We start from the raw sequence: 25845 nt of genomic DNA on the forward strand, positions 1-25845 counted from the left end.
AAATTAATCCACCCTAAACTGAACTTGAACAAAGAATAGTATCATCTCCATTAATTGATATAACATTACCAACTTTTAAACATCCCGATCGGCATCAGCAAAAAAACTACGCATCGCAGGATACTGTAGCATCTGTCACACTTTAGGAAAAAAATCATTCCACCCTGTAACTGAACTACAAGCTACTTCGGAGCAGATTCAAACCGGATCATTCCTCGTCGGCGCCATCATTGAACAAGTCCAGGAGAAGGTTGCCCAAAAGTTGATTAAATGTAAGGTTTACAATTAATATTAGGAAAAATTTAAGTCAAAAATTTCGTGTTGCTAAAACATTGAATTTTGCACCGCCTGGATTTTCTCGGCTCCTTAAGAAAAACACTAAGCTTTAAAAATTTATATAACTGAAATACAGAAATAGCTTTATTGATTCCAGGATAAAATTTTAAATTGAAGAAATCTGTTTCCCGGATTTTTTATTCCCCAACTTTCTGCCGTTGTTGAACATAAAAAACCCTGCCGATTCTTGATCAACAGGGTTTTCTTGTCTAACATTCAAAAAGTAGCCTCGCCAGGAATCGAACCTGGATCTAAAGTTTAGGAAACTTCTATTCTATCCATTGAACTACGAGGCCGAAGTTGATTTTTTAGAAGTATAATTCCCGTCCTTGTGAAAGGATGACAAAAATAAAAATGTTTAAAGAATTTTTACTCTTAATACTGCAAAACTTTCACTTCACTTTTAAGTGCAACTGTCTTTCTTATAAAATAAACTTAATCCTTGGGAATCATCTGTTCAGGCTTTTATATTTGTAAAAAAAGCAATGAGATTGAAACATTTTCTACCTCTACTATTTACCACATTTTTTATTACCACTACTACAGCACAAATAGATGAAGATCAAACCGGAGCCTGGTATATTTACAACTGGGGGACAGGTTTTGGCGAGAGCCGGTTTGGGGCCCAGGGTGATATTCAATTCCGAAACTGGGATCTTATAGGAGACCTTGAACAATTACTTATTCGCGGGGGAGTTACTTACAGCCCTTCTACCGCCAATGTGAAATTCGTGCTTGGATATGGCCATATCACCACCGGAGCATTTGGGGATAGTGATGCTACTTCTACAGAGAGCAGGATTTATCAGGAAGCCAACCTTCCGCAGAAGCTGGGAACAAGGGTTTATCTCAACCATAGATTCCGCTACGAACAGCGGTGGGTGGTGACACAAGATTTTCGTACCCGCTACAGGTACAATTTGTCACTTACACTTCCGCTTAACCAGACCGACCTCACTCAAAATGCTGTCTACCTGGCACTTTACAATGAACTCTTCATGAATGGTCAACGGGATATAGGAGATAACCGACAGGTGGAGCTTTTCGATAGAAACAGGCTTTATGGAGCATTGGGTTATTCTCTAAAAAACAATCTCCGGCTGCAGGTGGGATATATGGAACAAACTACAGATAATTGGAGCAAAGGACAATTACAGCTGAGTTTACACCATACTTTTTAAGAAGATGTCCTATATTTGAGTAAGAAAAATTTACAGATGAAAAAACTCCTTCTAGCATTCCTCACTGTTCTCCCGCTATCTGAGCTTACTGCGCAAAATCCTGAAATCATGAAAGATGCCTTTGCGCATACTTATTCTATTGTGGCGCGTGATTCCAAAACAGGGGAAATGGCAGTGGGAGTCCAAAGTCACTGGTTTTCTGTGGGTTCGATAGTTTCCTGGGGAAAGGCCGGGGTAGGTGTTGTTGCCACCCAGTCTTTTGTTAATCCCGCTTATGGCCCGAACGGATTAAAATTAATGGAAGAGGGAAAATCTCCTTCTGAAGCTCTTGAACAATTATTGGCTCAGGATGATGGGAAAGCTTACCGGCAGGTGGCTTTTTTAAACGCTAAGGGAGAAACTGCGGCCCATACCGGAGATAAATGTGTGGAAGCTGCAGGTCATTATGCTGCTGAAAATTTCTCTGTTCAGGCTAATATGATGCTGAATAATACGGTAGTTCCCGCTATGGCTAAGGCTTTTCAGGAAAATGAAGGTCTGCCTTTAGCCGAAAGAGTTCTCAAAGCCATGCAGGCTGCAGAAGCTGAAGGAGGTGACATCCGCGGAAAACAATCGGCAGCACTTATTGTAGTAGGCGCCGAAAAAGTTGAAAATCCATGGGAGGAAAAGAAAATTGACCTACGGGTTGATGATCATACTGAACCTCTCGTGGAATTAGAGCGACTGCTTAAAGTTTCCCGGGCCTATGAATTCATGAATCGCGGAGATCTTGCCATGGAAGAAGAGAATGTAGAAAAGGCTCTTGAAGAATATGGAAACGCCATGAAATTATTCCCTGATAATCTGGAAATGCAATACTGGACGGCAGTGGCATTGGCGAACAGTGGAAGAATAGACGAGGCAACACCCATGTTTGAAGCCATTTTTAAAGAAGATGAAAACTGGAAGGAAATGACCCGGAGGTTACCCGCTTCAGGACTGCTAAACATTTCGGAAGAAGAATTAAATAAACTTACTAAATAAATATAGCTATGATACTAAAGAAACTAAACATCATTATTTTGGCCCTCGGACTTGTTTTTATGGTTTCGTGTAAAGACGAAGAAAAACAACCGAAAGCTGCAACTCAACCGGCTACCGAAGCCAGTACCACTACAAATGATACTGCTGTAACTCTTAATCCGGCACATGGGCTTCCAGGTCACAGGTGTGACCTTCCTGTTGGAGCTCCGCTTGACGGATCGAATCCCGGAGAAACTGCAAATCCCACCCCTACCAGTCAGTTGCCTTCGACTTCGGTCTCTCCGGTGAGGGTAAATCAAACGCCGACAGTGAATCCGCCGCATGGAGAGCCGGGTCATGATTGTGCAGTTCCTGTGGGAGCACCGTTAAATAAGTAAGTTCCAAAAATGACATTTTTAAAGCTGCTTTCGGGCAGCTTTTTTTTTGCGCTTTTTTCTACTTCGGAAAAATCCTTATTTTAAAAAGAAAAACAATGGAAGAAGAAGCCCTGGAATTTGCCACCCGGGCTCATGGGGAACAGCAACGAAAATTCACTAGTGAGCCTTACATAGAACATCCAAAACGAGTCGCAGAGATGGTTAGAAGTGTGTCTCATACCACCGAAATGATCTGCGCCGCATATCTACATGATGTGGTGGAAGATACCGCTGTGAAAATTGAAGAAATTGAGCAAAAATTCGGAAAAAAAGTAGCTGATCTGGTGCAGGAACTCACAGATGAATTCATGAAGGAAAATTATCCTCAGCTCAACCGCCGGGCTCGAAAAGATAAGGAAGTGGAGCGGCAGGCGACTATCAGCAAAGAAGCGAAAACCATTAAACTGGCCGATGTAATTGATAACACACCCGATATCGTAAAGAACGATCCGGGTTTTGGCCGGAAATATATAAGGGAAATGGAAAAACTTTCTCGGGTTTTGGTAGGTGGAGATAAAGAACTCTTTGACAGGGCACGGCGTGAAGTTGCAGAAGGCAAAAGAGCTCTGGGTGTAAAGTAAAAGAGCTGCAGAAAATTACAATTTTTAACGACAATGAAACCGTTGAAACGGTTCAGGTCATCCTCAAATTTATAGCACGGGTTTAAACCCGGGGCTGTGGAGTAGAATTTACAGAAAAATGGTTTTTAACCATTTAGTACGACAACAAAAAAACTGCAGAATATACCATTTTTAACACCTTAGGTAAAATGATATTTCTGCAGCTTAATTTACTTATATAAGAGAGTCTGTAATCTTGGCTCTAAGCTCTTGACTCTCTTTTACTCCACACCGCCTTTACGATTAGGTGAACGCGGCTCGGGCCAGGTCATGGGTTCGCCTGTGCGTGGATTATTTGGCAACTTAATTTGTTCCCTTGAGGTTTTCTCATCATCTTCACTGGCCATGTAGGTAAGCACAGCTGTAAGGATCACGTTGTTTCTCACATCATCAAAGACTATTTTGTCATAAGTGTCTCTATTGGTGTGCCAGGTATAATTCCAGTAGGACCAGTTTAGGGCGCTCAGGTTAAAAGCAGGAACTCCCGCAGCAAGGAAAGAAGCATAATCTGAACCGCCACGTCCGGGTCTTCCGGGGAATTCGGTCTCTACATGGTCTGCTACTGTATCAGGAACTTTAGAAAGCCATTCTCCAAGATAGTCATAAGCGTGTAATAAACCGTTTCCGGAAATTCTTACCACTCTTCCTGTTCCATTATCCTGGTTAAAAAGAGCCTGAGTATTTTTGACGATTTCAGAATGATCTTCTACAAAAGCACGGGATCCATTAAGCCCCTGTTCTTCGCTTCCCCAAAGCCCAATTATTATTGTTCTTTTGGGATTTGGATAATGCTTTTTAAGAATCCTTGCAGCCTCCATCATTACAATAGTACCGGTACCATTATCTGTCGCACCGGTTCCTCCATCCCAGGAGTCAAAGTGTGCAGAAAGTATAACGTATTCTTCAGGCAGTTCTGTTCCTTTAATCGTGGCGATAGTATTAAAGGTTGGTACCATCCCCAGTTCTTTTGATTCCGCAGTCACTCTTATTTTTGGCTTACTGCCATTTTTAGCCAGCCTGTAGAGCAATCCATAATCTTCAAGTGCAAGATCGAGGGTAGGAACTTTTTTTGAGTAAGCTCCAAAAACTTTATTCACTCCAAACCCGTTTGACCAGTTGGAAGTGATCACTCCCGCAGCACCGGCTTTTTCAAGGACTGCAGGCAGCGTTCTTGAGTTATAACCCATGTTGCGAAATTTATCCCTCCATGCTTCTGTCTGCTCCCTACGTTCACGTTTCATTTTTTCAAAAGAAGCTTCAGTAGCAAATTCCTCCCAGTTATAATCAGGTCGTCCAGTAGGCTCAGGCATTGAGATCAGCACAAATTTACCTTTTACATTCGGAAGCCATCGCTGGAATGCCGTAGAATCTGAAACCGTTTCAGGCAAGGTAATGACCTCGGCAGTAACGGGCTTCTTTCCGGTAGAGGGACTCCATGCAAGCTGTCTTCCCTCCAGTGTCTGCACTCGTGGTTCAATCATATCAATATGGGTAATTCCACGTTCCCATCCGCGCCATTCACCCCACTGCTGCTTCTCTGCCGGAATACCCCAGTTCTCAAATTTCTTAACCGCCCAATTGTGAGCCGAATTCATTTGTGGTGTTCCCACCAATCTGGGACCAATGCTGTCAAGAAGCTGATGAGCCAGCTGCTCAAGCTTAGAATTTTCTTCAGCTTCTTTTACGATGTTCTGGATTACAGGATGCTCCTGTGCCACAGAGATATTTCCTGCCACAAGGAAACAAAAAAGTAGAATTCCTGAAATTTTTTTCATTTGAAGATAGTTTTAGATCAATTTTTCCAAATATATTAATTTAAGACCATGGTTTGCTACTGAAGGTTTACATGGAACTGACAAATTTTCGGGTTTTTGACTTATTGTCGGGAGAAGGTGAAAATAGATATAATTATATATACCTGAAATTTAGTAACTTAACACGTGTAAAATATTATTTTCTAATAAAAAAATAAAAGAAGGTGTGTAAAGTACAGTCTTTGCACAAACTGATTTAAAATATCATACAATGAAAGTTTTAGTTATCGGAGCAGGTAATATGGGTCTCACCTATGCAGAAGGCATGGCGTCATCAACATTCTTAAACAGGCGAAAGCTCATGGTTTACGATGTATCGCCAGACAAGATCGTCTTGCTGAAGGATATGGGAATTTTTGATGTTCATGAAAAACTTGAAGATGCCCTTCCGGAAGCCGATGTAATTTTTCTGGCTGTAAAACCTTTTCACAGCGAAGAGCTATTTGAAAGAATGAAGCCTATGATGAACGAGGAACAAATAGCTGTTTCTCTTATGGCCGGTGTAACTATTAACAGGATCCAGGAAGGTCTCGGTATTAAAAAGGTTGTAAGGGCAATGCCTAATCTTCCCGCACAGGTTGGAAAAGGAGTTACTTCCTATACAGAAAGCAAGGAAGTTTCAAGGGTTGAGTTGCTTATGGTAAGAAATCTTCTCGACACTACAGGGGAGTCAATTCACGTTAAGAATCAAAACTATATTGATGCCTCTACCGGCATTTCCGGGAGCGGACCTGCATATGTCTTCTACTTCATGAATTCAATGCTGGAAGCAGCCTTAAAAATGGGCTTTTCGGAGCACGATTCCCGGGTATTGGTGAGTCAGACTTTTGAAGGTGCCGTAGAACTGTTTAACCAGAACGACCTCTCTCCAACCTTATGGATGGACCGTGTAGCTTCAAAGGGAGGTACTACACGTGCAGCACTGGATTCCATGGATGACAACAATGTAAAGGAATTGATCAAAGAAGCAGCTTACGCAGCATTTGACAGGGCTGTGGAACTGGGAGAGGAAAGTTAATTCAATAAAAAATATAATTCAGGATTCAGACCTGAAATTACAGATAAGCCTAACAGTTCCTGAGTAGCTGTTAGGCTTTTTTATTCTGTTTTCTAAGGAGAACAGAAATTCAGAAAATATTTGTGGTTCTTCCGGTATCTTTTTATCTTATTTATATAATACTTTTGCACTTCTAAACCGAAACGGGCATGGCATTTCTTCGCCTGATTTTTCGGTAGCAACAGCTTTTATAAAATGAATGCACAGATAAAACATAAAGCAGATCCAAAACGGCTTTTTGACTTCCTTAGCTATCAGCTGGAAAACTTTCCACTTCCCGATATGCTGGCAGCAAAGGAAAATGGTGAATGGAGAAAATACAGCACCCGGGAAGTTGGTGAAAAAGTAGATCAAATAAGTGCTTCCCTTATAAAAATGGGATTTTCGGAAGGCGATGGCAGCATTGAAAGTCGGGACAAAATTGGAATAATTAGCCAGAACTGCCCTGAATGGATGTTGGCTGATATGGCCATTCAGCAGGTGGGAGCAGTCTCTGTGCCTGTATATCCTAATATCACTAACAATGAACTCAAATTCATACTTCAGGATGCCACCGTGAAAATGATCTTTGTTGGTGATACTTCCCTCTTCGGAAAGATCATGGAGATTGAATCTGAACTGCCCCGTTTACAACACATTTATTCCTTCAAAACTGTACCCGGAATACCACAACTGACAGAATTGATGCAGGAGATCACTCCCGAGCAAAAGCTTCAGGTTGAGGAAAGCAGGGAGAAGGTAAAGGAAACCGATCTCGCCACCATTCTGTATACATCGGGCACTACAGGTATTCCAAAAGGAGTTATGCTCTCACACAAGAATATTGTAAGTAATGCTCTTGGCGCTGCAGATGTGATCCAGGAGGTTGGCGTGCAGGGAAAACGTGTCATTAGTTTTCTGCCGCTCAACCATGCCTTTGAACGTATGGCGACTTACTGCCAGTTCTATAGTGGGGCTGCAGTATATTATGCCGAAAGCATGGATACCATAGCAGCAAATCTCAAAGAAGTAAAACCTACACTATTTACCACAGTACCCCGTCTACTCGAGAAGATATATGAAGGCATACTTGCAAAAGGCAACGAATTAACAGGAGTAAAAAGAAAAATATTTTTCTGGGCTCTTGATTTAGCTGAAAAGTTTGAGATCAATAAACCTCAGAGCCTTACCTACAGACTACAGTTGGCGGTGGCCAACAAATTAATCTTTAGCAAGTGGAGAGAAGCATTGGGTGGAGAAGTGAAATCAATTATTACCGGTGCAGCTGCCTGCCAGGTAAGATTACTGCGCATCTTCACCGCAGCAGAGATCGTTATACAGGAAGGCTATGGTCTAACGGAAGCTTCCCCAATCATTAGCGGAAATCGCTATAGTGAAGAAAACAGGATGTTTGGTACTGTGGGTCCACTGCTGAAAGGTGTGGAAGTAAAAATAGCCGAAGACGGAGAGATCCTTTGCAAAGGTCCTAATGTGATGATGGGATATTTTAAACGACCCGATCTGACGGAAGAGGTCATGGAAGGAGATTGGCTGCGAACAGGTGACATTGGAGAGTTCATAGACGGAAAATTCCTTAAGATCACAGACCGAAAAAAGGAGTTGATCAAGACCAGCGGCGGAAAATATGTTGCTCCGCAGCCCATCGAAAATAAAATGGTGGAAAGCCCCTGGATCGAGCAGATCATGGTGGTAGGGGAATTCCAAAAATTCGTAGGGGCTTTGATCGTTCCGGCTTTTCAAAGTTTAAAGACATGGTACCAGGAACAGGAAATCCCCTACCCCGGAAACGACAAGGTGCTGGACACGAAGGAAGTCCGGCAGTTAATTAGTGAATCAATAAAGAAATACAACCTTGATTTTAATCCGGTTGAGCAAATAAAGAAGTTCCGCTTGATCCCGAATGAATGGACGATTGAAGGTGGAGAGTTAACTCCCACCCTTAAGTTGAAAAGAAGAACGATCCTCGAGAAATATGAAGAGTTTATACATTCAATTTATTCTTAAATAATGGTTCCCCTTCTAACGGCTTTCAATTTTTCAAATTCGAATAGGTAGTATAGATCACACTGAGGCAGTACAAAAATTCGTGAAGTAATGTAGCCTATTTTTGCTCCTGTCCTTCATGATAAAAAAGTATAATTTCCACTTTACTTTTTTCAAACATTGTTTAGGGAAATAGAAATTTTAAATTATATTTGCAACCGCAAAAATGGTTGCGACAGTCCTCCTTAGCTCAGTTGGTTAGAGCATCTGACTGTTAATCAGAGGGTCCTTGGTTCGAGCCCAAGAGGAGGAGCTTAATTTTATGTTGAATTTTCTTTTGGGCGAGAAATTTATCCCGAGTACCGACGCTTCGAGATTGAGGGAAGCCTAAGAGGAGGAGCAAAAAGCATCAGTAAGCTTTATAAAAAACTGGACATATTGAAATTCCTCCTTAGCTCAGTTGGTTAGAGCATCTGACTGTTAATCAGAGGGTCCTTGGTTCGAGCCCAAGAGGAGGAGCAAATAAAGCCACCCATTCGGTGGCTTTTTGTTTTCTATGGAGTATTATGTTTATATTCTAAGATCAGCAAGACTGGACAGATTTTATATTGGATCTACTTCTGATTCAGAAACAAGAATAGAGTTTCATGAAACTTCTCCCGGTCATAAGTTTACCGGAAAGACAGCCGATTGGTAGCTATTCTTCAAATCTATTTGTAGAGACAAAAAGCAGCTCACAGTAACGGTTCATCTAAATTATTATCTCTCTTCTATTCATCGGATCAAATTCCGCGGTTGCAGCCATCCAGGTCAATTACCGATTGGTGCTGCATCAGGTAGTCTATGAGGTATTCTGCAGTGGTTTTTTCGAAAGTCGTAACTGGCTGAGTGAAATCCTGTGAATAAACATGGGACAGGTAATCACTCAGGGCAACGGTAACTGTAGTTGAGTTGGAGAGAAGATTACCATTTGCTGTAATGAGCTCAACCCTACCATTCCTACGTTCCATTTTGATTCCGGAGTAAGCTAAAGAAGGCGCATAAGAGACATTCAGAAAATCTTCCACCTCTCCCACTGTCATTGAAAAAGTGTCTAATCCATTTTGAAAAGGATCAATAGTGTAGATGTCAAAAGGGGTTATTTTTCCATAATCCAAAGTAGCACGAATTCCCCCATAGTTTTGAAAAACAATGTCGGCACCAGTGATAGTCTGGAGAGCAGTGGTATAAAAACAGGCAGTTTCTGCCCTGCTATGATCCTGAAGAGAAGTGCCAATCTCCACAAAAAATTCCGGTTGATTATTATAAGCTGCTATGAGTTTCTGTACTTCTGCATCTCTTTGGGGAGCAGCATCAAGATCAATCAACTGACGCGTATAAGAAGTGATCTCTCCTTTCTCTACAGTTAAAGACAATTTTGTAAGGTACTTTAGATCTGCCCCAGATTGCACCATAACGCGCCCAGCTACTTCCTCGCTGTAAACCGCGTGATTGTGTCCGCCTATTACCAGGTCCACAAAATCGTGTTGCTGTAAGATCGCCTGGTCTCCCTGCTTTCCATAATGCGTAAGTGCCACAACTAAATGAGCCTCCTTTACATCGGCGTCATCTTCAAAAATACCTATGGCATCCACTCCTTCAGAAAATTCCAGGCCCTCCAGCTTCTTTGGGTGAGAGAGCGGTTTGTTATCATAAGAGCCGGTCTCCACAACACTTAAAAAGGCGACTTTGAAGCCATCTTTTTCAATGACTACTTTTCCCTGCGGAATTACGAATCCGGAGGTGCTTCTCACCAGATTGGCGCAGAGGAAAGGAAAGCTAGCCTGCAGTATTCTATCCTGAAGAATTTGCTGTCCATAATCAAATTCATGGTTGCCAAGTGCGCTTACATCCATTCCTGCCTTTCCCATGAGATCAACAATAGGAGAACCCTTTTCGGGGTGATAATCCACAATAGGATTTCCGGAAAATATATCCCCGCCAGAGACAAAGAAAACCTGGGATTCGGTTTCCTTTTCTTTGTCGATGATCGCCTTGATCTTGTCAAAGTTATGGATCTTCCCGTGGGGATCATTGATTGAAAAGATCACAATATTCTCGGCCTTAGTCTCAACTTCAGGCGTCACGGGATCTTCGGTAGAGCAGGAAACTAGAAAAACAATACCTGCCAAAAATGTCATTTTCCAAAGGAATTCCGCAGCAGAAATGACTCTTGATATTTTCTTCATACGAGTGAAAAAATAAGGCTGAAAATGAGATTTTTCCAGCCTTAAGATTAGTCTTTAGAATCGACGATTATTCAAACAACCAACGATAAATGTCATTCCCGTTGGCAAACAACACAAGTGCAATCAAAATTACAAATCCTACCAGTTGTGCATATTCCATGAACTTCTCATTGGGTTTGCGCCCCGTCACCATCTCGTACAGCAGGAATACTACATGTCCCCCATCAAGCGCAGGGATTGGCAGAATATTCATAAAGGCCAGAATGATCGATATAAAAGCTGTTGTCATCCAGAAGGCCTGCCAGTTCCAGGCATCGGGGAAAAGACCACCAATGGCTCCAAAACCTCCCACTTGTGTGGCTCCTTTTTTTGTAAATACATATTTAAATTGAGCAACATAATCGTGTAGTGTCCAGTAGGCAAGGTCAAAGCCTTTTGTAATGCTTTCTGAAAACGAATAGTGCTCCCGGCTTACCTTTATGGAAGATTCCGCATCAACATAAACTCCCAGGTTCCCCTCCTCATTCGGAGTAATAGAAACAGATTTTAAATTATTATCAAGTACGGCAGCTTTATCCTGATCCATCTCAACGCTCTCAAATTCACCTTCACGGCTATAAACCAGTCTCAATTCTTTTCCCTTGCTTTCGGCCACTTTCCTGTTTAACTGGTGCCAGTATCCTACTTCGAAATCATTGATAGAAATGATCCTGTCTCCTTTTCTAAGACCTGCACGATCTGCAGGGCTACCCGCAATAACCGAATCAAGAATTGGAATGGTCATAGGCACAAATGGCTGCATCACTCCCTGTTCAAACATTTGAGAACCAATATCTTCAGGAACCTCAAGGGTTTCCCTTTGCCCGTCCTGGTGCTCTACCGTAATACTCTTCACATCTCTCAAAAAGAGATATTTATTGATGTCAATACTGTTTTTAAGTTGCTCTCCATTAACAGCCATCACTTTATCCCCGTCCCGGAATCCATATTCCTTAAAAGTATCGTCAACAGCAAAACCATTTGGCATATCTTCGGGTGCAATATAAGGGCTACCCCAGGTGAAGACTACCATCATATAAATAAAGAATCCTACAATTATATTCACAGTAACTCCTCCAACCATTACAATGAGGCGCTGCCATGCCGGTTTTGTTCTAAATTCCCATGGTTTTGGTGGTTGTGCCATTTGTTCCTTATCCATGCTCTCATCGATCATCCCGGCGATCTTGACATAACCACCTAACGGAAGCCAGCCAATACCATATACCGTATCACCGATCTTCTTCTTGAAAAGGGCAAATTTTACATCAAAAAACAAAAAGAACTTTTCCACCTTTATTCCGAACATCTTCGCAGGAATAAAATGTCCAAGCTCATGAAGTACAATAAGAATAGATAAACTGAGTATTAATTGAAGTGCTTTTATAAAAAAGGGATCCATAGCAATCTTGGGTAAATTAAAATCGCACAAAAGTAAACTTTTAAAGGTTCTCAAAAAAGTCTAAAAGTTCAGCAGGTTAAGAATCAGAGAATTTTAAGTATCAAATGATTTAAAAATGAATTTCGGAATCGTAATTTTGCATCAAATAAAATCCCTATGCTCCGGTTTTTTGCCAAATATAAATTCTTTGGAATTTTTCTTTTTGTGCTTTCTGTGATCATCATCACCATCATATACAATATCCTGACGCCCGAGAAGAGACTTCCTGTATACCAACCAGATATGGTCAATGCCGAACTGGTGGATAGTACTGTGCAGGAGGTAAGAAAATATCACACGATTAAAGACTTTAAGCTCTACAACCAAAATGGAGATACTATTACGCCGGACTTCTACAGAGACCGCATATATGTAGCCGATTTTTTCTTTACCACCTGTCAGACTATCTGCCCTATAATGACAGATCATATGCTGGAGATACAGGAGAAAGTGAAGGATGATGAAGAGGTGTTCTTGCTTTCCCATACCGTCATTCCCAATTATGACAGTGTCCCGGTTTTACGTAAATATGCCGATGAGAAGGGTGTGAAAGATGAGAAGTGGAATCTGGTAACCGGCGACAAAAAAGAAATTTATGATCTCGCAAGGAAATCCTACCTGGCAGCAAAAAGCGATGGGGATGGCGGAGCTTTTGACATGATACATACCGAAAACTTCGTGCTCGTTGACAAGAAAAGAAGAATAAGAGGATTTTATGACGGTACCGACCCCGATGCCATAGCTCAATTAATGGAAGATATTCAGATTCTCAAGAAAGAATATCGTTAAAACTGATCTTTATCAACTATACATCATAAAAGAGGTCTTTTGTGAATTAAGGTTTTCCTAATCGTTGATTTTACCTTATTTTTGCCTTGTTTAAAATCAATCTAAATAACATTGAGCAAGACAATTGCCGATCTTAAAAGGGGCCAGCGCGGTATCATCAAAAGCTTTTCAGCTGAGACTATTCCGCTAAAGCTTCTTGAAATGGGTTGTTTGCCGGGCAATGAAGTGGAGCTCGTACAATCTGCACCATTTCGCGATCCATTGTACGTGAACATTAATGGCAGTCATCTTGCCATTAGAAATGAGACGGCCCGGCAAATAGAAATTGAAATTCTTACCTAATCATGTCTAAACAGTTAAATGTTGCACTAATAGGCAATCCAAATACCGGAAAGACTTCTGTTTTTAACCAGCTAACAGGTTTAAATCAGCAGGTAGGAAATTATCCCGGTATCACTGTTGAGAAAAAGGAAGGAATTTGCAAACTCCCCAAAAATATAAAGGCACATATCCTGGATCTGCCCGGGACCTACAGCTTGAATGCCTCCTCTCTTGATGAGAATGTGGTAATAGAACTGCTGCTGAATAAAAATGATAAGGATTATCCCGATGTCGCGGTAGTTGTGAGCGATGTTGAAAATCTCAAAAGGAATCTACTCCTCTTTACGCAGATAAAAGATCTCGAAATTCCTACTATCCTGGTGGTGAATATGGCCGACCGTATGGAGCGAAAAGGAATTTCCATTGACGTTCCGGCGCTGGAAAAGGAACTGAAAACGAAGGTCGTACTTGTAAGTGCCCGAAAGCGAATAGGAATCGAGGAACTAAAGGAACATATAGTCAATTACAGACATCTTTCCACAGAGCCTTGTCTCAACGCATCCTCTATGGACCCTGAATATTTCAACAGGCTGCGTAATGCTTTCCCCAATCAATCACTCTACAAGCTTTGGCTGGTGATCACCCAGGATGTAAACTTTGGAAATGTAAACCGAAATTCTATAGGCATAAAGGAAGATTTTATCACCAAAGACGACTCTACCCTTAAAAGATTGCAGCAAAAGGAGACCATCCTAAGATATCAGTTTATCAATGGAGCCCTTAAGAAAACAATGAGCGTAGATGTAAATGCAGCTAAAGGGCTCAGGGCAGGATTGGATCGGATACTTACACATAGGATTTGGGGCTATGTGATCTTCTTTTCCATTCTATTACTTATTTTTCAGGCAATTTATGACTGGTCCAGTTATCCTATGGATTTCATAGATGAGTCCTTTGCCAGATTAAGCGAATTAACACGGTCTGTTTTACCGGCGGGACCTTTTACCAATTTGATATCTGAAGGGGTAATCCCCGGACTGGGAGGGGTTGTTATTTTCATACCCCAAATTGCTTTCTTATTTCTCTTTATTTCTATTCTGGAGGAAAGTGGTTATATGAGCAGGGCAGTTTTCCTTATGGACAGAACCATGCGTCGGTTTGGCCTTAGCGGTAAAAGTGTTGTGCCATTGGTATCTGGGACTGCCTGTGCAATTCCGGCTGTGATGGCGGCACGAAATATTGAAGACTGGAAGGAGCGATTAATTACTATTCTGGTGGTTCCTTTTACCACATGTTCTGCGAGGCTTCCGGTTTATCTTATTATCATCGCTCTGGTGATCCCCGAGGAATCTTTCATGGGATTTAATTTGCAAGGTCTTACGCTGATGTTGCTTTATATGCTCGGCTTTGGAATGGCAATATTTTCGGCCTGGGTACTTCACAAGATTTTGAAGATTAAAAGCCGCTCCTACTTTGTGATCGAAATGCCCAATTACAAGCTACCTATGTTCAAAAATGTGGGTATAAATGTGGTGGAGAAAACAAAGGCCTTTGTTCTGGGTGCAGGAAAGATCATTCTTGCGATATCCATTATTCTCTGGGTGCTGGCCAGCTATGGCCCCGGAGAGAATTTTAATAACGCCAGAGAAATTGTGGAAGCCAACTACAGTGAAACCTTTCTTCCGGAAGAAGAGCTGGATGAGTTGGTCGCATCCTATAAACTACAGCATTCTTATATAGGAAATATTGGGAAGGCCATAGAACCCGCCGTTGCACCTTTGGGTTATGACTGGAAAATCGGGATAGCACTTATAAGTTCCTTTGCAGCGAGGGAAGTCTTCGTGGGCACTCTTGCCACCATTTACAGCGTTGGAAGTGACGAAGAAGAAACGATCAAATCCAGGATGGCATCAGAGACTAATCATATTTTAGGAGGACCTCTTTTTACCTTGGCGAGTGGTGTAAGTTTGCTGTTATTTTATGCCTTCGCCATGCAGTGTATGAGTACCCTGGCCATTGTTAAAAAAGAAACCAATACCTGGAAATGGCCGGTGTTACAGTTAATTATTATGACAGCAATTGCGTATTTGGCGGCACTCTTAGCTTTTCAATTTTTAAGATAACTATGGAATTATTTCAGGAAATACTCGTTTTTATCACCTTTGCCTTAGCGGTAGGTTATATGTTTACAAAATTTGTTTATAAACCAAAATTTATCTTCGGAAGTAAGAAGAAAAACGGAAAAGCCTGTAAGACTAGCTGCGGAAGCTGTCATTAAAACATTGAGCCCCCGAATAGTTTACTTTTTCCTGAACTGATATTAATAACTCTATTCGGAAAATCCTCTGCAGAAGATTGTGATATTTTCTTCACACTTATATCATTTCCTTCTCACTACAATCTTTCTTGAGCATGTTCGCCTACTCCTTTCAGGAGAAACCGGAGAGAGGGACATCTTTTAATACACGGTAATTCAGACTAAGATAGTCCAACATCCAGAGTCATCATGACCATAAAACCGCCAATGAAGCCCATGGTGGCAATATCTGTGAACCGGTCCTGCTGAGCTTCGGGAATAACTTCTTCCACAACAACAAAGATCATCGCGCCGGCGGCAAAACAAAGCGCGTAGGGAAGAATGGGTTGAAATGTCAAAACAGCCCAGGCTCCTAAAACTGCAGCAATAGGTTCTACTATTGCAGAAAGTTGCCCGAAATTCCAGCTTTTCCACCTGCTCATCCCCTGACCCCTCAACGGCATAGCTACGGCAAAACCTTCAGGGAAATTCTGTAAACCAATTCCCATGGCAAGGGCAACAGCACCACCGATACTTGCACCTTCCAGCCCCATTGCAGCTCCTCCAAACAGCACTCCAATAGCCAGACCCTCTGGAATATTGTGAAGGGTAATTGCCAGCGTAAGTAAAACAGATTTTTGCCATGGAGTTTTTACCCCTTCCTTGTCAGCCATTTTGAAGTTAACATGCAGGTGTGGAAGGATCTTATCCAGCCCGAATATGAATAGCGCCCCCAAACCAAAACCTACTACGGCCGGAATTACTTTAACGAATCCCTCACCTTCGCTCATTTCTATGCCGGGAGCGAGCAGACTCCAAAAACTGGCCGCCACCATTACCCCTCCGGTAAAGCCGAGCATTCCGTCGAATAAAGCCCTGTTCATCTTCTTAAAAAAGAAGACCAGAGAAGCCCCGAGAGCGGTGAGCCCCCATGTGAAAAGAGTGGCCAGAAAAGCAGCCATCACAGGATCTATTGATTCGAAATAGGCTATAATTTGATTCATTTCTCAAAAATTTTTATAAACAAATTGCTGGAAATGCTTTGAGAGATACTTAATTCCCTTCCTCCTACTTTTATGAACATGGAGTTGTCAAAATTTTCCTTGGTTAATACTTTGATCTCTTTTCCCAAGGCAATTTCATTCTTATCAAGGTATCGCAGAAATTCAGAAGAAGAATCTCTTACCCCTACACAAATACCGGCATCTCCTTTTTCAAGTTCAGAAAGCAGGACCCGGTTAGAGGTCCTGAGATTACCTTCAGAATCGGGAATAGGATCTCCATGAGGATCATGTTTTGGATAACCCAGCAGTCTGTCGAGCTCATCAATGAGCTTTTCTGAACGAATATGCTCCAGCTGTTCGGCTACTTCGTGGACCTCATCCCAGGAAAAATTCAGTTTTTCAACAAGAAAGGCTTCCCAAAGACGATGTTTCCTTATCACCTCTACAGCTGTTTTTCTCCCCGACTGACTAAGCCTTACCCCCTGATATTTCTTATAGTTGACCAGGCCTTTTTCCGAAAGTTTTCGAACCATATCAGTAATTGATGAAGCCTTCGTATCCATTTCTTCGGCCAACGCATTTGTACTAACCCCGCCGGAATATCTTTTTTCCAGATGAAATATTGCCTTAAGATAATTCTCTTCCGAAAAACTGAACATATCTGATTTTGTTATGCGTCAAATTTAAAATTTAAATTTATCAAATCCAATTTTTAGACTTATCTAAATTTTATTTATAGATTTGTAAAAAATTTAGCGTGAGAACTGTCTTATTTTATTTATTAATGCTATTCGGCTTTAATCTCATTGCCCAAACAGCGAGTTTGAAAGGCAAAATAACAGCCGGAGGTAAGGGAGTGCCAGGCGCAAGTATTTATTGTCAGGCTTATGGGATTGGAACCAGTACAGATGATAAAGGCAATTATATTCTGAACAAACTCCCTGCCGGCAAAATTGATCTTACCATTAGCGCTCTGGGATATCAAACCATCACAAAGAAAATTGCTGTTTTTGCCGGTGAGAACAACAGTCTTAATCTCAAATTACAGGAGATTACGAATGAATTGGAGGAAGTCATACTTGTAGATCATCACACCGGTATTACCCGCCAATCCCCGTATAATATTTCCAGTATCAGTTTAAAGGGCATAGAGAAGAAAGGAAGTCCTTTGGGTGTTATGGGTACCCTTAAAGAAGTGCCCGGTGTATATGGGGCAGAGTTTGGCCATGGCATTGTCAAACCTTTTATAAGAGGACTGGGTTTTTCCCGCATTGTCACTATTTATCAGGGTAACAAACTGGAAAACCACCAATGGGGTGCAGACCACGGCCTGGGGATCAATGATCTCGGAATAAAAAGGGCGTAGGTGATCAAAGGACCCGCTTCAGTTTTATATGGATCGGGAGCTTTAGGAGGAGTACTGGTACTAAAGGACGATGACTATTATGTGGATTCAAATCACCTCACAGGAAAATTCGGATCAAGCTATAATCACGTCTCCCGTGGCATACGCACTTTTGCTTCCGCAGGAAAGCAGTTGGAAAATAAGCTATTCCTGGCTGCAGACGCCGCCTACGAAAATCACGCCGATTATGCCGACGGAAATGATCGTGTCATTGGGAATAGCCGGTTCAACACCTCAACCTTGCGCCTTCATACGGGCTTCACTAAAGAGAACTTTCAGAACAAGCTCTCCTTTACCTTTAATACCCAAAACCTAGGAATAATAATCGACGAGGAAATGAAAGATGAACAAAGCCTTGCAACTAAGAGAAATGACCGGGATATGCAGTTGCCATACCAGAAAGTTTCAGATTATCTCCTCTCCTATGACCAGAACAGCTTCCATGGAAAGACGGAAATCTTTCTGCATATTTCCCATCACCTAAATCTAAGAAAGGAAATAGAGGAGCAATACAGACAGACAGACCTTGGGTTAAATCAGAACCATACCTTTTACAATACAGGAATCCGAACCCACTTGGGTACGATAAAGCACAATTTAGGCCTTCAGGGAAGTTTTATAAAAAGCCGAAATATGGAAAATGCGCAGGAATTCCTGATTCCTGATGCTAAGGTTAACGAGCATGCATTATATTATCTGGCAAGCCTCAAAAAGGGGCCTCTGTTTTTTCAGGGGGCACTAAGGTATGATTACAGGAGAGTCACTGCCAATGCAGGTTCAAAGAACCTGCTTGATGCAAATTTCATTTTACCGGGCGATCCCGAAAACAGGAAGTTGTCGCGGGAATTCACCGGTTTTACCGGATCTCTTGGAGTGACCGGAAAAATAAACTCTGAGAGCACTCTAAAAGTGAATATTTCCACCGGGTTCCGGGCTCCTGATATTGCGGAGTTGTTTTCGAACGGCCCTCATCCCGGAACCAGCAGGTTTGAAATGGGAAATGATAATTTTGACCGGGAGCAAAGTTTACAGGCAGATATAAGCTATTCGTATAGAAAAGACCGCTTTACAGGGACGGCTTCTGCTTTTGCCAGCCGGCTTAGAAACTTCATATTCTTTGCTCCCACTGGTGAAAACAGACCAGAAGACAATCTTGAAATATGAAAATTTGACCAGACCAATGCGGGATTTTATGGGGCGGAGTTTGAATTTAGTCATACCTGGTTTGAACCTAACCGGTTAGAAACAAAAATATCCGGAGCAGTAGTCAGAGGAATTGACCTGGAGACAGAGAATCCCCTGAACTTCATTCCACCAGACAATTATTCCGCAGAACTGGGTTATTATGCACTAAAAAATCGGAGTCTCTACCTATATACAGGGACACGTGTGGTCGATTCACAGCAAAGAACCGGCGAAAATGAAGAGCCTACCCCGGGTTATATGCTCTTAAATGCCGGTCTTAGTAAAAAAATTTATTTTACAGATCATACCTTGAGTGCAGGATTGAAAATACAAAACGTCCTTGACAGAACCTATGTAGATCATATGTCCATACTAAGACCTTTTGAAGTTGGTAGTCCGGGAAGAAATGTTAATATAAACCTGCAGTATGATTTTTAAGAGGAATCAGATTCCTCTCTCCTTTTGTATTTGTTCGTAGGCTTCCTGAACCCGGCGAAATTTTTCTTCGGCCCCTTTTCGGTAAGCTTCATCCATGTGGCCTAATTTATCGGGATGATATTTCTTGGCCATTTCGCGGTAGGCTTTTTTAACCTCAGCATCGGTTGCATTTTTGTCAATCTCCAGGATCTTATAGGAATTATCGGTTGTTTTAAAGAACATGGCATGAAGACTCTCGTAATCCTTCACACCAATCCTTAGATGTCCTGCAATGGATCTTATCTTTCTCGCTTCAGCTTCACTTACACGTCCATCTGCATTTGCGATGCTAAACAGGAAGTGCACAATTTGAAGACGGGCAGCGTATTGGGTACGGGCTGCAAGGAATTGTGCGATCCTGGCTTCATCGAGTTCCCTGTCCTTAACTACCTCGTTAAATGTCCGAAAAACAGCATTTGCGCGCTCCTTGCCGTAAGCCTGCACAAAATAATTGCGGACATAGTCCATTTCCTGCTGACTCACTTTACCATCAGCTTTAATAACTATAGCCGAAAGTGTTAACAGGTGAAGCTCAAAATCTCCGGGAGTGACCCGCTCTTCCTCAGAAAAGACCCGAAATCCGCCTCTGCGGGATGAGGTAAGAAAATCTATAAGACTACCTATAATAAATCCGAGGATGGCTCCACGAATTCCATAAAACATAAAACCGACAAAAGCGGCAAACCATTTGATCATTCCGGTACTTTTGGGCTGCAAAGATAGTATTTTACAATGGCTTTTTTTGTAAGAGAGCAACGCGGGGGTTTAACTCTTCAGAATTTATCCTCTTACTTTTATTTGGTATCTTTGCGCTTTTAGTTCTAATAATAAAATTTATAAATATGTATCCACCGGAATTAGTAAAGCCAATGCGCGAAGATCTTACCAGTATTGGGTTTGAAGAATTACATACAGTAGAGCAGGTTGATGAGGCGATTGCCAGAAAAGGAACTACCCTGGTGGTGGTGAATTCGGTATGTGGTTGTGCCGCAGCGAATGCAAGACCGGCCGCAAGAATGAGTCTGCAAAACAGCAAACGTCCAGACCATCTGGTAACAGTTTTTGCAGGTGTTGATAAAGAAGCAACAGAGAAAGCCCGTGATTATATGGTTCCTTTCCCTCCTTCTTCTCCATCTATGGCATTGTTTAGAGATGGCGAACTTGTGCATATGCTGGAAAGACATCACATTGAAGGCCGTCCCGCAGAAATTATAGCCGACAATCTTACAGAAGCTTATAACGAGTTCTGTTAAGAAAGCGAAGCCAGAAAAACCTAAGCTGTCAAAAATGTTATTTTTGACAGCTTTTTTATGAAGTAAAAATTTACGAGCTCTTCAAAAAAATCCGGCTTTTGATTATGTTTTGCACAGCAGGATTAAATTATGGAAATTGCAGCCTTTTACAAGCAAGTAAAAATGAAGACCTTCAAAAAGATCCTTTCCTATCCGCTTTCGGTATTATTTTACATTTTCTTTTTTATAACCCTGCTTATCTTTCATCCAATTCAATGGATATGCCTTAAACTGGGTGGCTATCAGGCCCATAAAAAAAGTGTTGACATATTTAATTTTTTTCTCTTACGCTGTCTAAACATTTTAGGTACCCGCTACTCTTTTGAAAATCCTCACAAGCTCCCGTTGGACAGACCATGTATTTTTGTAGCCAATCACCAGGGGATGTATGACATCCCGCCTATTATTTGGCATATGAGGAAGCACCATCCTAAATTTGTAAGTAAGAAGGAACTGGGAAAAGGTATTCCCAGTATATCATTTAATTTGAGACATGGTGGAAACTTGCTAATCGACCGTAAGAATGGCCGGGAAGCACTTGTTAAAATGAGCAAATTTTCAGAGTACCTTAATAAAAATAGTCGGTCGGCTGTTATTTTTCCAGAAGGCACCCGCAGCCGCACGGGAGCGCCTAAGAAATTTGCTGTCCAGGGTTTGCAGCTGCTTATTAAAAAAATGCCCGGTGCTGTGGTGGTTCCCATAAGCATCAACAACAGCTGGAAGCTTTTTCGCTACGGAAGTTTCCCCATGGGAATTGGAGTTCACCTCAGGTTTAAAGTTCATGAGCCTATCTCTGCAAATGCAGAAGATCCTGAAGCCATGGTTGCAATGATAGAAAGAACCATAATTGCAGATATCTATAACTAACGATCTTTTTGTATGAACAAGAACCACGTCATAGAACAAACCATTTCATTTGTGCAAGGCCGCCTGAAAAATGCTGAAGGAGGCCATGACTGGTTCCATATTGAGCGGGTTCTTAAGAATGCTCGGGAGATTGCTGCCGGAGAGGATGTAGATCTTCTCGTAGTAGAGCTGGGAGCCATGCTGCACGACATCGCAGACTACAAGTTTCATAATGGAGATGAGTCAATTGGCCCGCAACTGGCGAAGAATTTTCTGAAGGAGCAGGAAGTTCCCGATGATATTATTGACCACGTGGTGAATATCATTAACTGGATTTCCTTTAAAGGCGGAAACGAAACTCAGGAATTTAATTCTCCGGAACTGCAGGTTGTTCAGGATGCAGACAGACTTGACGCTCTGGGCGCGATTGGAATTGCCCGTACCTTCAACTACGGAGGCTTTAAAGGCAGACCGATATTTGACCCCGCTATTAAGCCAAACCTCAACATGAGCAAGGAAGAATATAAAAATTCTACAGCTCCAACTATTAATCACTTCTATGAGAAACTTTTCCTTCTGAAAGATCGTATGAATACAGAAACAGGAAAAAAACTGGCAGAAGAGCGGCATGTTTTTATGGAAGAATTCCTGAAGCAATTTTACCGAGAGTGGGGACTACCCTTTCAAAAATGGGATTTTTAGAAGAGTTTCATTTGCCCGTCCTTATACTGCTCGTGAAGATCACAATTAAGCGAAGGCCTTTCTTTATCCTTAAGATATAGCTTTCGAGCGATGGCGAATTGTTGTGCTACCTGATCGGCAATATTTCCCTCTCCTTTCATTCTGGCACCAAAGCGGCTGTCATTCAGACTTCCGTTGTGGCATTCTGCAATCTGATTAAGGACTTTCTCAGCCTTTCCGGGCATTGCCTTTCTTATCCATTGTGAAAAAACTTCTCCAATAGCGCCATTCAGTCTTACTACAGTATAACCTACACCAATGGAACCTCTCTCAGAAATTTCTTTTACCAGGGGAAGGATCTCGTGGCTGTTGATAGAAGGAATAATGGGTGCCATCATTACACTTACCGGAATATTTTTAGAGGATAATAATTCCACTGTTTCAAGACGTTTTTTAATACTTGCAGTTCTTGGTTCCAGGAGCTGTCGCGTGCGTTCATCAAGTGAAGTAATGGAAAGATTTACCCTTACAAGATTGTCTTTAGCCAACTCCTGAAGAATATCAACATCCCGCTGTATAAGAGCATTTTTAGTGATGATGCCCACAGGATGTTTGTATTTAAGGAATACCTGCAGCAATTTCCTGGTGATCTCCAGCTTGCGCTCTACAGGCTGATAACAATCTGTGTTTCCCGAAAGAACTATGGGAACAGCTTTCCAGCTCTTACTCCGCAGCTTTTGCTCCAGCAATTCCACCGCATTACGTTTGACCAGTATCTTTTGCTCAAAATCCAAACCCGCGCCATATCCCCAATACTCATGCGAATTCCGGGCATAGCAGTAAACACATCCATGTTCACAACCCTGATAGGGGTTAAGAGAAAATTCCAGCCCCACGTCGGGGCTGGTTACATTATTCACAATGGTCTTTGGAAAAGTGTCAATAAAGGAAGTCTTTGAAGAGGTAGCTTCCTCTCCTTCTGCCGCACAATAGTTGAGAAAATCATCTCTTAATTCATAGCCCAGGGAATCAAACCTGTTCTTTACCTGATGCTGGGCTCCCCTTCCTCTGATGTAATCGCTCCTCTCCATAAGGAACAAAAATAGGAAAAAATCCTATATATTGGAAAATATCCTATTTATTCTCCAGGAAAGTCTGCTTTACGTTTATTCAAAAAGGCTGAAGTTCCTTCTTTAAAATCGGCGGTGCCAAATGATCTGCCGAATCCTTCAATCTCCACCTTATAACCATTAACTCCGTCTTCATAGTTAGCATTAACTGCTTTTATGGCTGCCGCAATCGCTACAGAGGAATTGTTCATGATCTTACCCGCAATCTTTTCGGCTAAAGGAATAAGTTCTTCGGTGGTGGTAACATGATTTACCAGATGATATTCCAGGGCTTGACGTGCATCTATCATCCCTGCAGTCATGATCATTTCCATAGCCCTGCCTTTCCCTACAAGCTGCGGCAATCTCTGCGTTCCCCCGTAGCCGGGAATAACGCCTAAAGAAACCTCAGGAAGACCCATTCTCGCATTATCACTTGCGATTCTAAAATGAGCAGCCATAGCCAGTTCGAGTCCCCCTCCAAGAGCGAAGCCATTAACTGCGGCAATAACCGGTTTTGACAAATTCGCCACGAGATCAAAAAGTTTCTCCTGACCTTCGGCTGCCAAACGCCTGCCTTCTTCGGCAGAAAAATCTGCGAATTCGCTGATATCAGCACCTGCCACAAAAGCCTTTTCCCCGCTTCCGGTGAGAATAATGACTTTTATATCCCTATCCTCTTCGGCAGAAGCGAAAGCTTCATGCAATTCCTGAATAGTTGCTCTGTTCAAGGCATTCAGTTTTGCTGGCCGGTTAATGGTGATATAAGCGATTTGGTCGTTCTCTTCAAATAAAATATTTTCGAAATTCATATAATGTTATTTTGGAAAATGTACCTTAAAGATAGTGCCTTTATTTAATTTGGAAGTAAAGGTGATGCTACCACCACAACTCTCCACTAAATTTTTCACCATTGCAAGACCAAGACCCATACCACTTGATTTTGTAGTAAACTTGGGCTCAAAAATGAGAGGCTTGTTTTCTTCAGAAATTCCCACTCCGTTGTCGGAAACTGTTAGACAAGCCCGGCCTTGCTCTTCGGTCACAGTGACCAATACCGCCGGATTCTTCTCCAAAGCTACTGCCTGCACCGCATTTTTCACGAGATTGGTAACCACTCTAATTAACTGGGTACGATCAAATTTTGCAATTATCTCCTCTTTTTCAGAAGAAAACAGAATGTAATCTTCATTGAAAATATCGAGTGCCAGTTTTACTATTTTAGGTACATTAAGAGTTTCATTCTGTTGTGCGGGCATCTTTGCAAAGTTCGAAAAAGCCGAGGCAATAGAACTCATGGTATCGATCTGAGTAATTAAAGTATCACTAAATTCATCTACCTTTTGCTGCATTTGAGGATCGTTTGGATCAAATTTCCTCTGAAAGCTCTGAACACTTAACCTCATTGGAGTTAGAGGATTCTTGATCTCATGAGCCACCTGCTTTGCCATTTCACGCCAGGCCTGCTCCCGTTCACTGGTGGCAAGCTTTACAGCACTCTCTTCCAGATCATCGATCATGGAGTTGTAGGCATTTACCAGAGTAAAAATTTCTTCACTTACATTACCGATCTCTATCTTTTGATTTTTCTTGTCTAAACGGGTTTGATGAATCTTTTCGGAAATAGTTTTAAGGCTTCGGGTGATATATTTAGATAAAAAGTAAGCCAGTAAAATTGCCAGTACCAGCATGAACAGGTACACCTCGGTAAGGCGAACAAGAAAATTACGCAGGTCTCTTGTGATGAAAAAATCATCTTCCAGATAAGGAAGATTTAAAATTGCAAGGGGCCGGAATTTGTTATCGGTAATATAAGTATAGGATGACTGAAAACGTTTGTCATTTTTCACTGTTTGTCTCAAAACCCTTTTTTGAGAGGATGAGGCAAGTTGCTCCACTACACTTCGATCCAGCCGAAGATCTGTAGTATCAGGAAAGAAGGATTGATTCGATTTAAGCACCAGGTCTCCCTGCAGGCTGTAAACGTTAATGGGCATATTATGCACCTGTGAGATCTCATGGATCTTGTCCCTTTCTTTAAGGATGAGGTAAACATTATCTTCGTTCACCTCGTATGTAGTGCTTTCCACCACAAATTTGATATGCTCCCTTATTGCTTCCTCCTTTCGCTCAAGCCGCTCCCGGTGATACTCCTGAGCCTCCCGCTTGTACTGTAGGACAGTTATACCCCCAATTAGGACGGAGGCTAACAACACCAGCAGGATCATTGACAGAAAAATTCGTGTTCTTAAGGAGAATTTCAAAGCTTTAATTTAAGTGGCAAATTAGTTACAATTATTAA

The 25845-nt window shown here is 41.8% G+C and carries 23 protein-coding genes, 3 tRNA genes and 1 pseudogene; 17 read left to right on the forward strand and 10 right to left on the reverse strand.

What is annotated here, in order from left to right:
* Positions 1-560 precede the first annotated feature (560 nt).
* A tRNA-Arg gene (locus G564_RS0102500) sits at positions 561-632 on the reverse strand.
* Between the two features lie 189 nt (positions 633-821).
* On the opposite strand from G564_RS0102500, the gene G564_RS0102505 reads away from it, so the two are divergent.
* From G564_RS0102505 to G564_RS18385, 4 genes are all read left to right on the forward strand, one after another.
* Positions 822-1517 (forward strand): DUF2490 domain-containing protein, encoded by a 696-nt coding sequence (locus G564_RS0102505; RefSeq protein WP_029036269.1) that lies wholly within the window; start codon positions 822-824, stop codon positions 1515-1517.
* 36 nt (positions 1518-1553) lie between these two features.
* Positions 1554-2540 carry a DUF1028 domain-containing protein gene (locus G564_RS0102510; RefSeq protein WP_029036270.1) on the forward strand — a complete coding sequence of 329 codons (987 nt, stop codon included), beginning with the start codon at positions 1554-1556 and terminating at the stop codon, positions 2538-2540.
* 8 nt (positions 2541-2548) lie between these two features.
* A complete protein-coding gene (locus tag G564_RS0102515; protein ID WP_029036271.1) occupies positions 2549-2917 on the forward strand; it encodes a hypothetical protein in 369 nt (122 codons plus the stop codon).
* 95 nt (positions 2918-3012) lie between these two features.
* The gene (locus G564_RS18385; RefSeq protein WP_037373361.1) at positions 3013-3537 is read left to right on the forward strand and encodes an HD domain-containing protein; all 525 of its coding nucleotides are present in this window, start codon (positions 3013-3015) and stop codon (positions 3535-3537) included.
* A 260-nt stretch (positions 3538-3797) separates the two neighbouring features.
* Here G564_RS18385 and G564_RS0102525 read toward each other — a convergent pair whose 3' ends face one another.
* Entirely contained in the window at positions 3798-5351 is a 1554-nt protein-coding gene (locus tag G564_RS0102525; RefSeq protein ID WP_029036272.1) for a M20/M25/M40 family metallo-hydrolase, read from the reverse strand.
* 250 nt (positions 5352-5601) lie between these two features.
* On the opposite strand from G564_RS0102525, the gene proC reads away from it, so the two are divergent.
* The 5 genes from proC (at position 5602) to G564_RS20865 (ending at position 9127) form a co-directional block, all read left to right on the forward strand.
* Entirely contained in the window at positions 5602-6408 is an 807-nt protein-coding gene (gene proC, locus G564_RS0102530) for a pyrroline-5-carboxylate reductase (protein WP_029036273.1), read from the forward strand.
* A gap of 234 nt (positions 6409-6642) precedes the next feature.
* Positions 6643-8451, forward strand: a complete 1809-nt coding sequence (locus G564_RS0102535; RefSeq protein WP_037373362.1) for an AMP-dependent synthetase/ligase — start codon at positions 6643-6645, stop codon at positions 8449-8451.
* Positions 8452-8669: 218 nt separating this feature from the next.
* Positions 8670-8743 (forward strand) — tRNA-Asn (locus G564_RS0102540).
* Between the two features lie 132 nt (positions 8744-8875).
* A tRNA-Asn gene (locus G564_RS0102545) sits at positions 8876-8949 on the forward strand.
* A 37-nt stretch (positions 8950-8986) separates the two neighbouring features.
* A complete protein-coding gene (locus G564_RS20865; protein WP_084625568.1) occupies positions 8987-9127 on the forward strand; it encodes a GIY-YIG nuclease family protein in 141 nt (46 codons plus the stop codon).
* Positions 9128-9212: 85 nt separating this feature from the next.
* Here G564_RS20865 and G564_RS0102555 read toward each other — a convergent pair whose 3' ends face one another.
* Both G564_RS0102555 and rseP read right to left on the reverse strand, forming a co-directional pair.
* Complete coding sequence (locus G564_RS0102555) at positions 9213-10658, reverse strand: bifunctional metallophosphatase/5'-nucleotidase (RefSeq protein ID WP_029036275.1); 1446 nt, start codon at positions 10656-10658, stop codon at positions 9213-9215.
* Between the two features lie 67 nt (positions 10659-10725).
* Positions 10726-12099 carry an RIP metalloprotease RseP gene (gene rseP / locus G564_RS0102560; protein ID WP_029036276.1) on the reverse strand — a complete coding sequence of 458 codons (1374 nt, stop codon included), beginning with the start codon at positions 12097-12099 and terminating at the stop codon, positions 10726-10728.
* Between the two features lie 156 nt (positions 12100-12255).
* Here rseP and G564_RS0102565 point away from each other — a divergent pair, with 156 nt between their 5' ends.
* The 3 genes from G564_RS0102565 (at position 12256) to feoB (ending at position 15371) form a co-directional block, all read left to right on the forward strand.
* On the forward strand, positions 12256-12927 hold the full coding sequence (locus G564_RS0102565; RefSeq protein WP_029036277.1) for an SCO family protein: 672 nt from the start codon (positions 12256-12258) through the stop codon (positions 12925-12927).
* Between the two features lie 111 nt (positions 12928-13038).
* Positions 13039-13269, forward strand: a complete 231-nt coding sequence (locus tag G564_RS0102570; protein WP_029036278.1) for a FeoA family protein — start codon at positions 13039-13041, stop codon at positions 13267-13269.
* 2 nt (positions 13270-13271) lie between these two features.
* On the forward strand, positions 13272-15371 hold the full coding sequence (feoB, locus tag G564_RS0102575) for a ferrous iron transport protein B (protein ID WP_029036279.1): 2100 nt from the start codon (positions 13272-13274) through the stop codon (positions 15369-15371).
* A gap of 355 nt (positions 15372-15726) precedes the next feature.
* On the opposite strand, the gene G564_RS0102585 is transcribed toward feoB, so the two are convergent.
* Both G564_RS0102585 and G564_RS0102590 read right to left on the reverse strand, forming a co-directional pair.
* A complete protein-coding gene (locus G564_RS0102585; RefSeq protein WP_029036280.1) occupies positions 15727-16548 on the reverse strand; it encodes a ZIP family metal transporter in 822 nt (273 codons plus the stop codon).
* Complete coding sequence (locus tag G564_RS0102590) at positions 16545-17207, reverse strand: metal-dependent transcriptional regulator (RefSeq protein ID WP_029036281.1); 663 nt, start codon at positions 17205-17207, stop codon at positions 16545-16547. Before G564_RS0102590 ends, G564_RS0102585 begins: the two co-directional genes overlap by 4 nt.
* Positions 17208-17305: 98 nt before the next feature.
* Here G564_RS0102590 and G564_RS20250 point away from each other — a divergent pair, with 98 nt between their 5' ends.
* Both G564_RS20250 and G564_RS20255 read left to right on the forward strand, forming a co-directional pair.
* Entirely contained in the window at positions 17306-17914 is a 609-nt protein-coding gene (locus G564_RS20250) for a carboxypeptidase-like regulatory domain-containing protein (protein WP_156879162.1), read from the forward strand.
* An 81-nt stretch (positions 17915-17995) separates the two neighbouring features.
* A pseudogene (locus G564_RS20255) lies at positions 17996-19576 on the forward strand (TonB-dependent receptor domain-containing protein).
* Positions 19577-19582: 6 nt separating this feature from the next.
* Here the strand turns inward: G564_RS20255 and G564_RS0102600 are convergent.
* A complete protein-coding gene (locus G564_RS0102600; RefSeq protein WP_029036282.1) occupies positions 19583-20311 on the reverse strand; it encodes a TerB family tellurite resistance protein in 729 nt (242 codons plus the stop codon).
* 146 nt (positions 20312-20457) lie between these two features.
* Here G564_RS0102600 and G564_RS0102605 point away from each other — a divergent pair, with 146 nt between their 5' ends.
* From G564_RS0102605 to G564_RS0102615, 3 genes are all read left to right on the forward strand, one after another.
* Positions 20458-20868, forward strand: a complete 411-nt coding sequence (locus G564_RS0102605) for a BrxA/BrxB family bacilliredoxin (protein ID WP_029036283.1) — start codon at positions 20458-20460, stop codon at positions 20866-20868.
* A gap of 129 nt (positions 20869-20997) precedes the next feature.
* Positions 20998-21774, forward strand: coding sequence for a lysophospholipid acyltransferase family protein (locus G564_RS0102610; protein WP_245583650.1), 777 nt, complete (start codon positions 20998-21000; stop codon positions 21772-21774).
* A gap of 12 nt (positions 21775-21786) precedes the next feature.
* A complete protein-coding gene (locus G564_RS0102615; RefSeq protein ID WP_029036285.1) occupies positions 21787-22455 on the forward strand; it encodes an HD domain-containing protein in 669 nt (222 codons plus the stop codon).
* Here the strand turns inward: G564_RS0102615 and G564_RS0102620 are convergent.
* The 3 genes from G564_RS0102620 to G564_RS0102630 are packed head-to-tail and all read right to left on the reverse strand — an operon-like array spanning position 22452 to position 25816.
* The gene (locus G564_RS0102620) at positions 22452-23525 is read right to left on the reverse strand and encodes a PA0069 family radical SAM protein (protein WP_029036286.1); all 1074 of its coding nucleotides are present in this window, start codon (positions 23523-23525) and stop codon (positions 22452-22454) included. The two genes, G564_RS0102615 and G564_RS0102620, sit on opposite strands and share 4 nt — an antisense overlap.
* 47 nt (positions 23526-23572) lie before the next feature.
* Positions 23573-24355, reverse strand: a complete 783-nt coding sequence (locus G564_RS0102625; RefSeq protein WP_029036287.1) for an enoyl-CoA hydratase/isomerase family protein — start codon at positions 24353-24355, stop codon at positions 23573-23575.
* Between the two features lie 6 nt (positions 24356-24361).
* Positions 24362-25816, reverse strand: a complete 1455-nt coding sequence (locus tag G564_RS0102630) for a sensor histidine kinase (protein ID WP_029036288.1) — start codon at positions 25814-25816, stop codon at positions 24362-24364.
* Positions 25817-25845 lie beyond the last annotated feature (29 nt).

This window comes from Salinimicrobium xinjiangense DSM 19287, from assembly GCF_000423585.1.
GTDB classification, from domain to species: domain Bacteria; phylum Bacteroidota; class Bacteroidia; order Flavobacteriales; family Flavobacteriaceae; genus Salinimicrobium; species Salinimicrobium xinjiangense.

Coding starts and splice junctions, on each gene's coding strand:
- G564_RS0102505 (WP_029036269.1), top strand. CDS start 822: ATGAGATTGAAACATTTTCTACCTCTACTATTTACCACATTTTTTATT.
- G564_RS0102510 (WP_029036270.1), top strand. CDS start 1,554: ATGAAAAAACTCCTTCTAGCATTCCTCACTGTTCTCCCGCTATCTGAG.
- G564_RS0102515 (WP_029036271.1), top strand. CDS start 2,549: ATGATACTAAAGAAACTAAACATCATTATTTTGGCCCTCGGACTTGTT.
- G564_RS18385 (WP_037373361.1), top strand. CDS start 3,013: ATGGAAGAAGAAGCCCTGGAATTTGCCACCCGGGCTCATGGGGAACAG.
- G564_RS0102525 (WP_029036272.1), bottom strand. CDS start 5,351: ATGAAAAAAATTTCAGGAATTCTACTTTTTTGTTTCCTTGTGGCAGGA.
- proC (WP_029036273.1), top strand. CDS start 5,602: ATGAAAGTTTTAGTTATCGGAGCAGGTAATATGGGTCTCACCTATGCA.
- G564_RS0102535 (WP_037373362.1), top strand. CDS start 6,643: ATGAATGCACAGATAAAACATAAAGCAGATCCAAAACGGCTTTTTGAC.
- G564_RS20865 (WP_084625568.1), top strand. CDS start 8,987: ATGGAGTATTATGTTTATATTCTAAGATCAGCAAGACTGGACAGATTT.
- G564_RS0102555 (WP_029036275.1), bottom strand. CDS start 10,658: ATGAAGAAAATATCAAGAGTCATTTCTGCTGCGGAATTCCTTTGGAAA.
- rseP (WP_029036276.1), bottom strand. CDS start 12,099: ATGGATCCCTTTTTTATAAAAGCACTTCAATTAATACTCAGTTTATCT.
- G564_RS0102565 (WP_029036277.1), top strand. CDS start 12,256: ATGCTCCGGTTTTTTGCCAAATATAAATTCTTTGGAATTTTTCTTTTT.
- feoB (WP_029036279.1), top strand. CDS start 13,272: ATGTCTAAACAGTTAAATGTTGCACTAATAGGCAATCCAAATACCGGA.
- G564_RS0102585 (WP_029036280.1), bottom strand. CDS start 16,548: ATGAATCAAATTATAGCCTATTTCGAATCAATAGATCCTGTGATGGCT.
- G564_RS0102590 (WP_029036281.1), bottom strand. CDS start 17,207: ATGTTCAGTTTTTCGGAAGAGAATTATCTTAAGGCAATATTTCATCTG.
- G564_RS0102600 (WP_029036282.1), bottom strand. CDS start 20,311: ATGATCAAATGGTTTGCCGCTTTTGTCGGTTTTATGTTTTATGGAATT.
- G564_RS0102605 (WP_029036283.1), top strand. CDS start 20,458: ATGTATCCACCGGAATTAGTAAAGCCAATGCGCGAAGATCTTACCAGT.
- G564_RS0102610 (WP_245583650.1), top strand. CDS start 20,998: ATGGAAATTGCAGCCTTTTACAAGCAAGTAAAAATGAAGACCTTCAAA.
- G564_RS0102615 (WP_029036285.1), top strand. CDS start 21,787: ATGAACAAGAACCACGTCATAGAACAAACCATTTCATTTGTGCAAGGC.
- G564_RS0102620 (WP_029036286.1), bottom strand. CDS start 23,525: ATGGAGAGGAGCGATTACATCAGAGGAAGGGGAGCCCAGCATCAGGTA.
- G564_RS0102625 (WP_029036287.1), bottom strand. CDS start 24,355: ATGAATTTCGAAAATATTTTATTTGAAGAGAACGACCAAATCGCTTAT.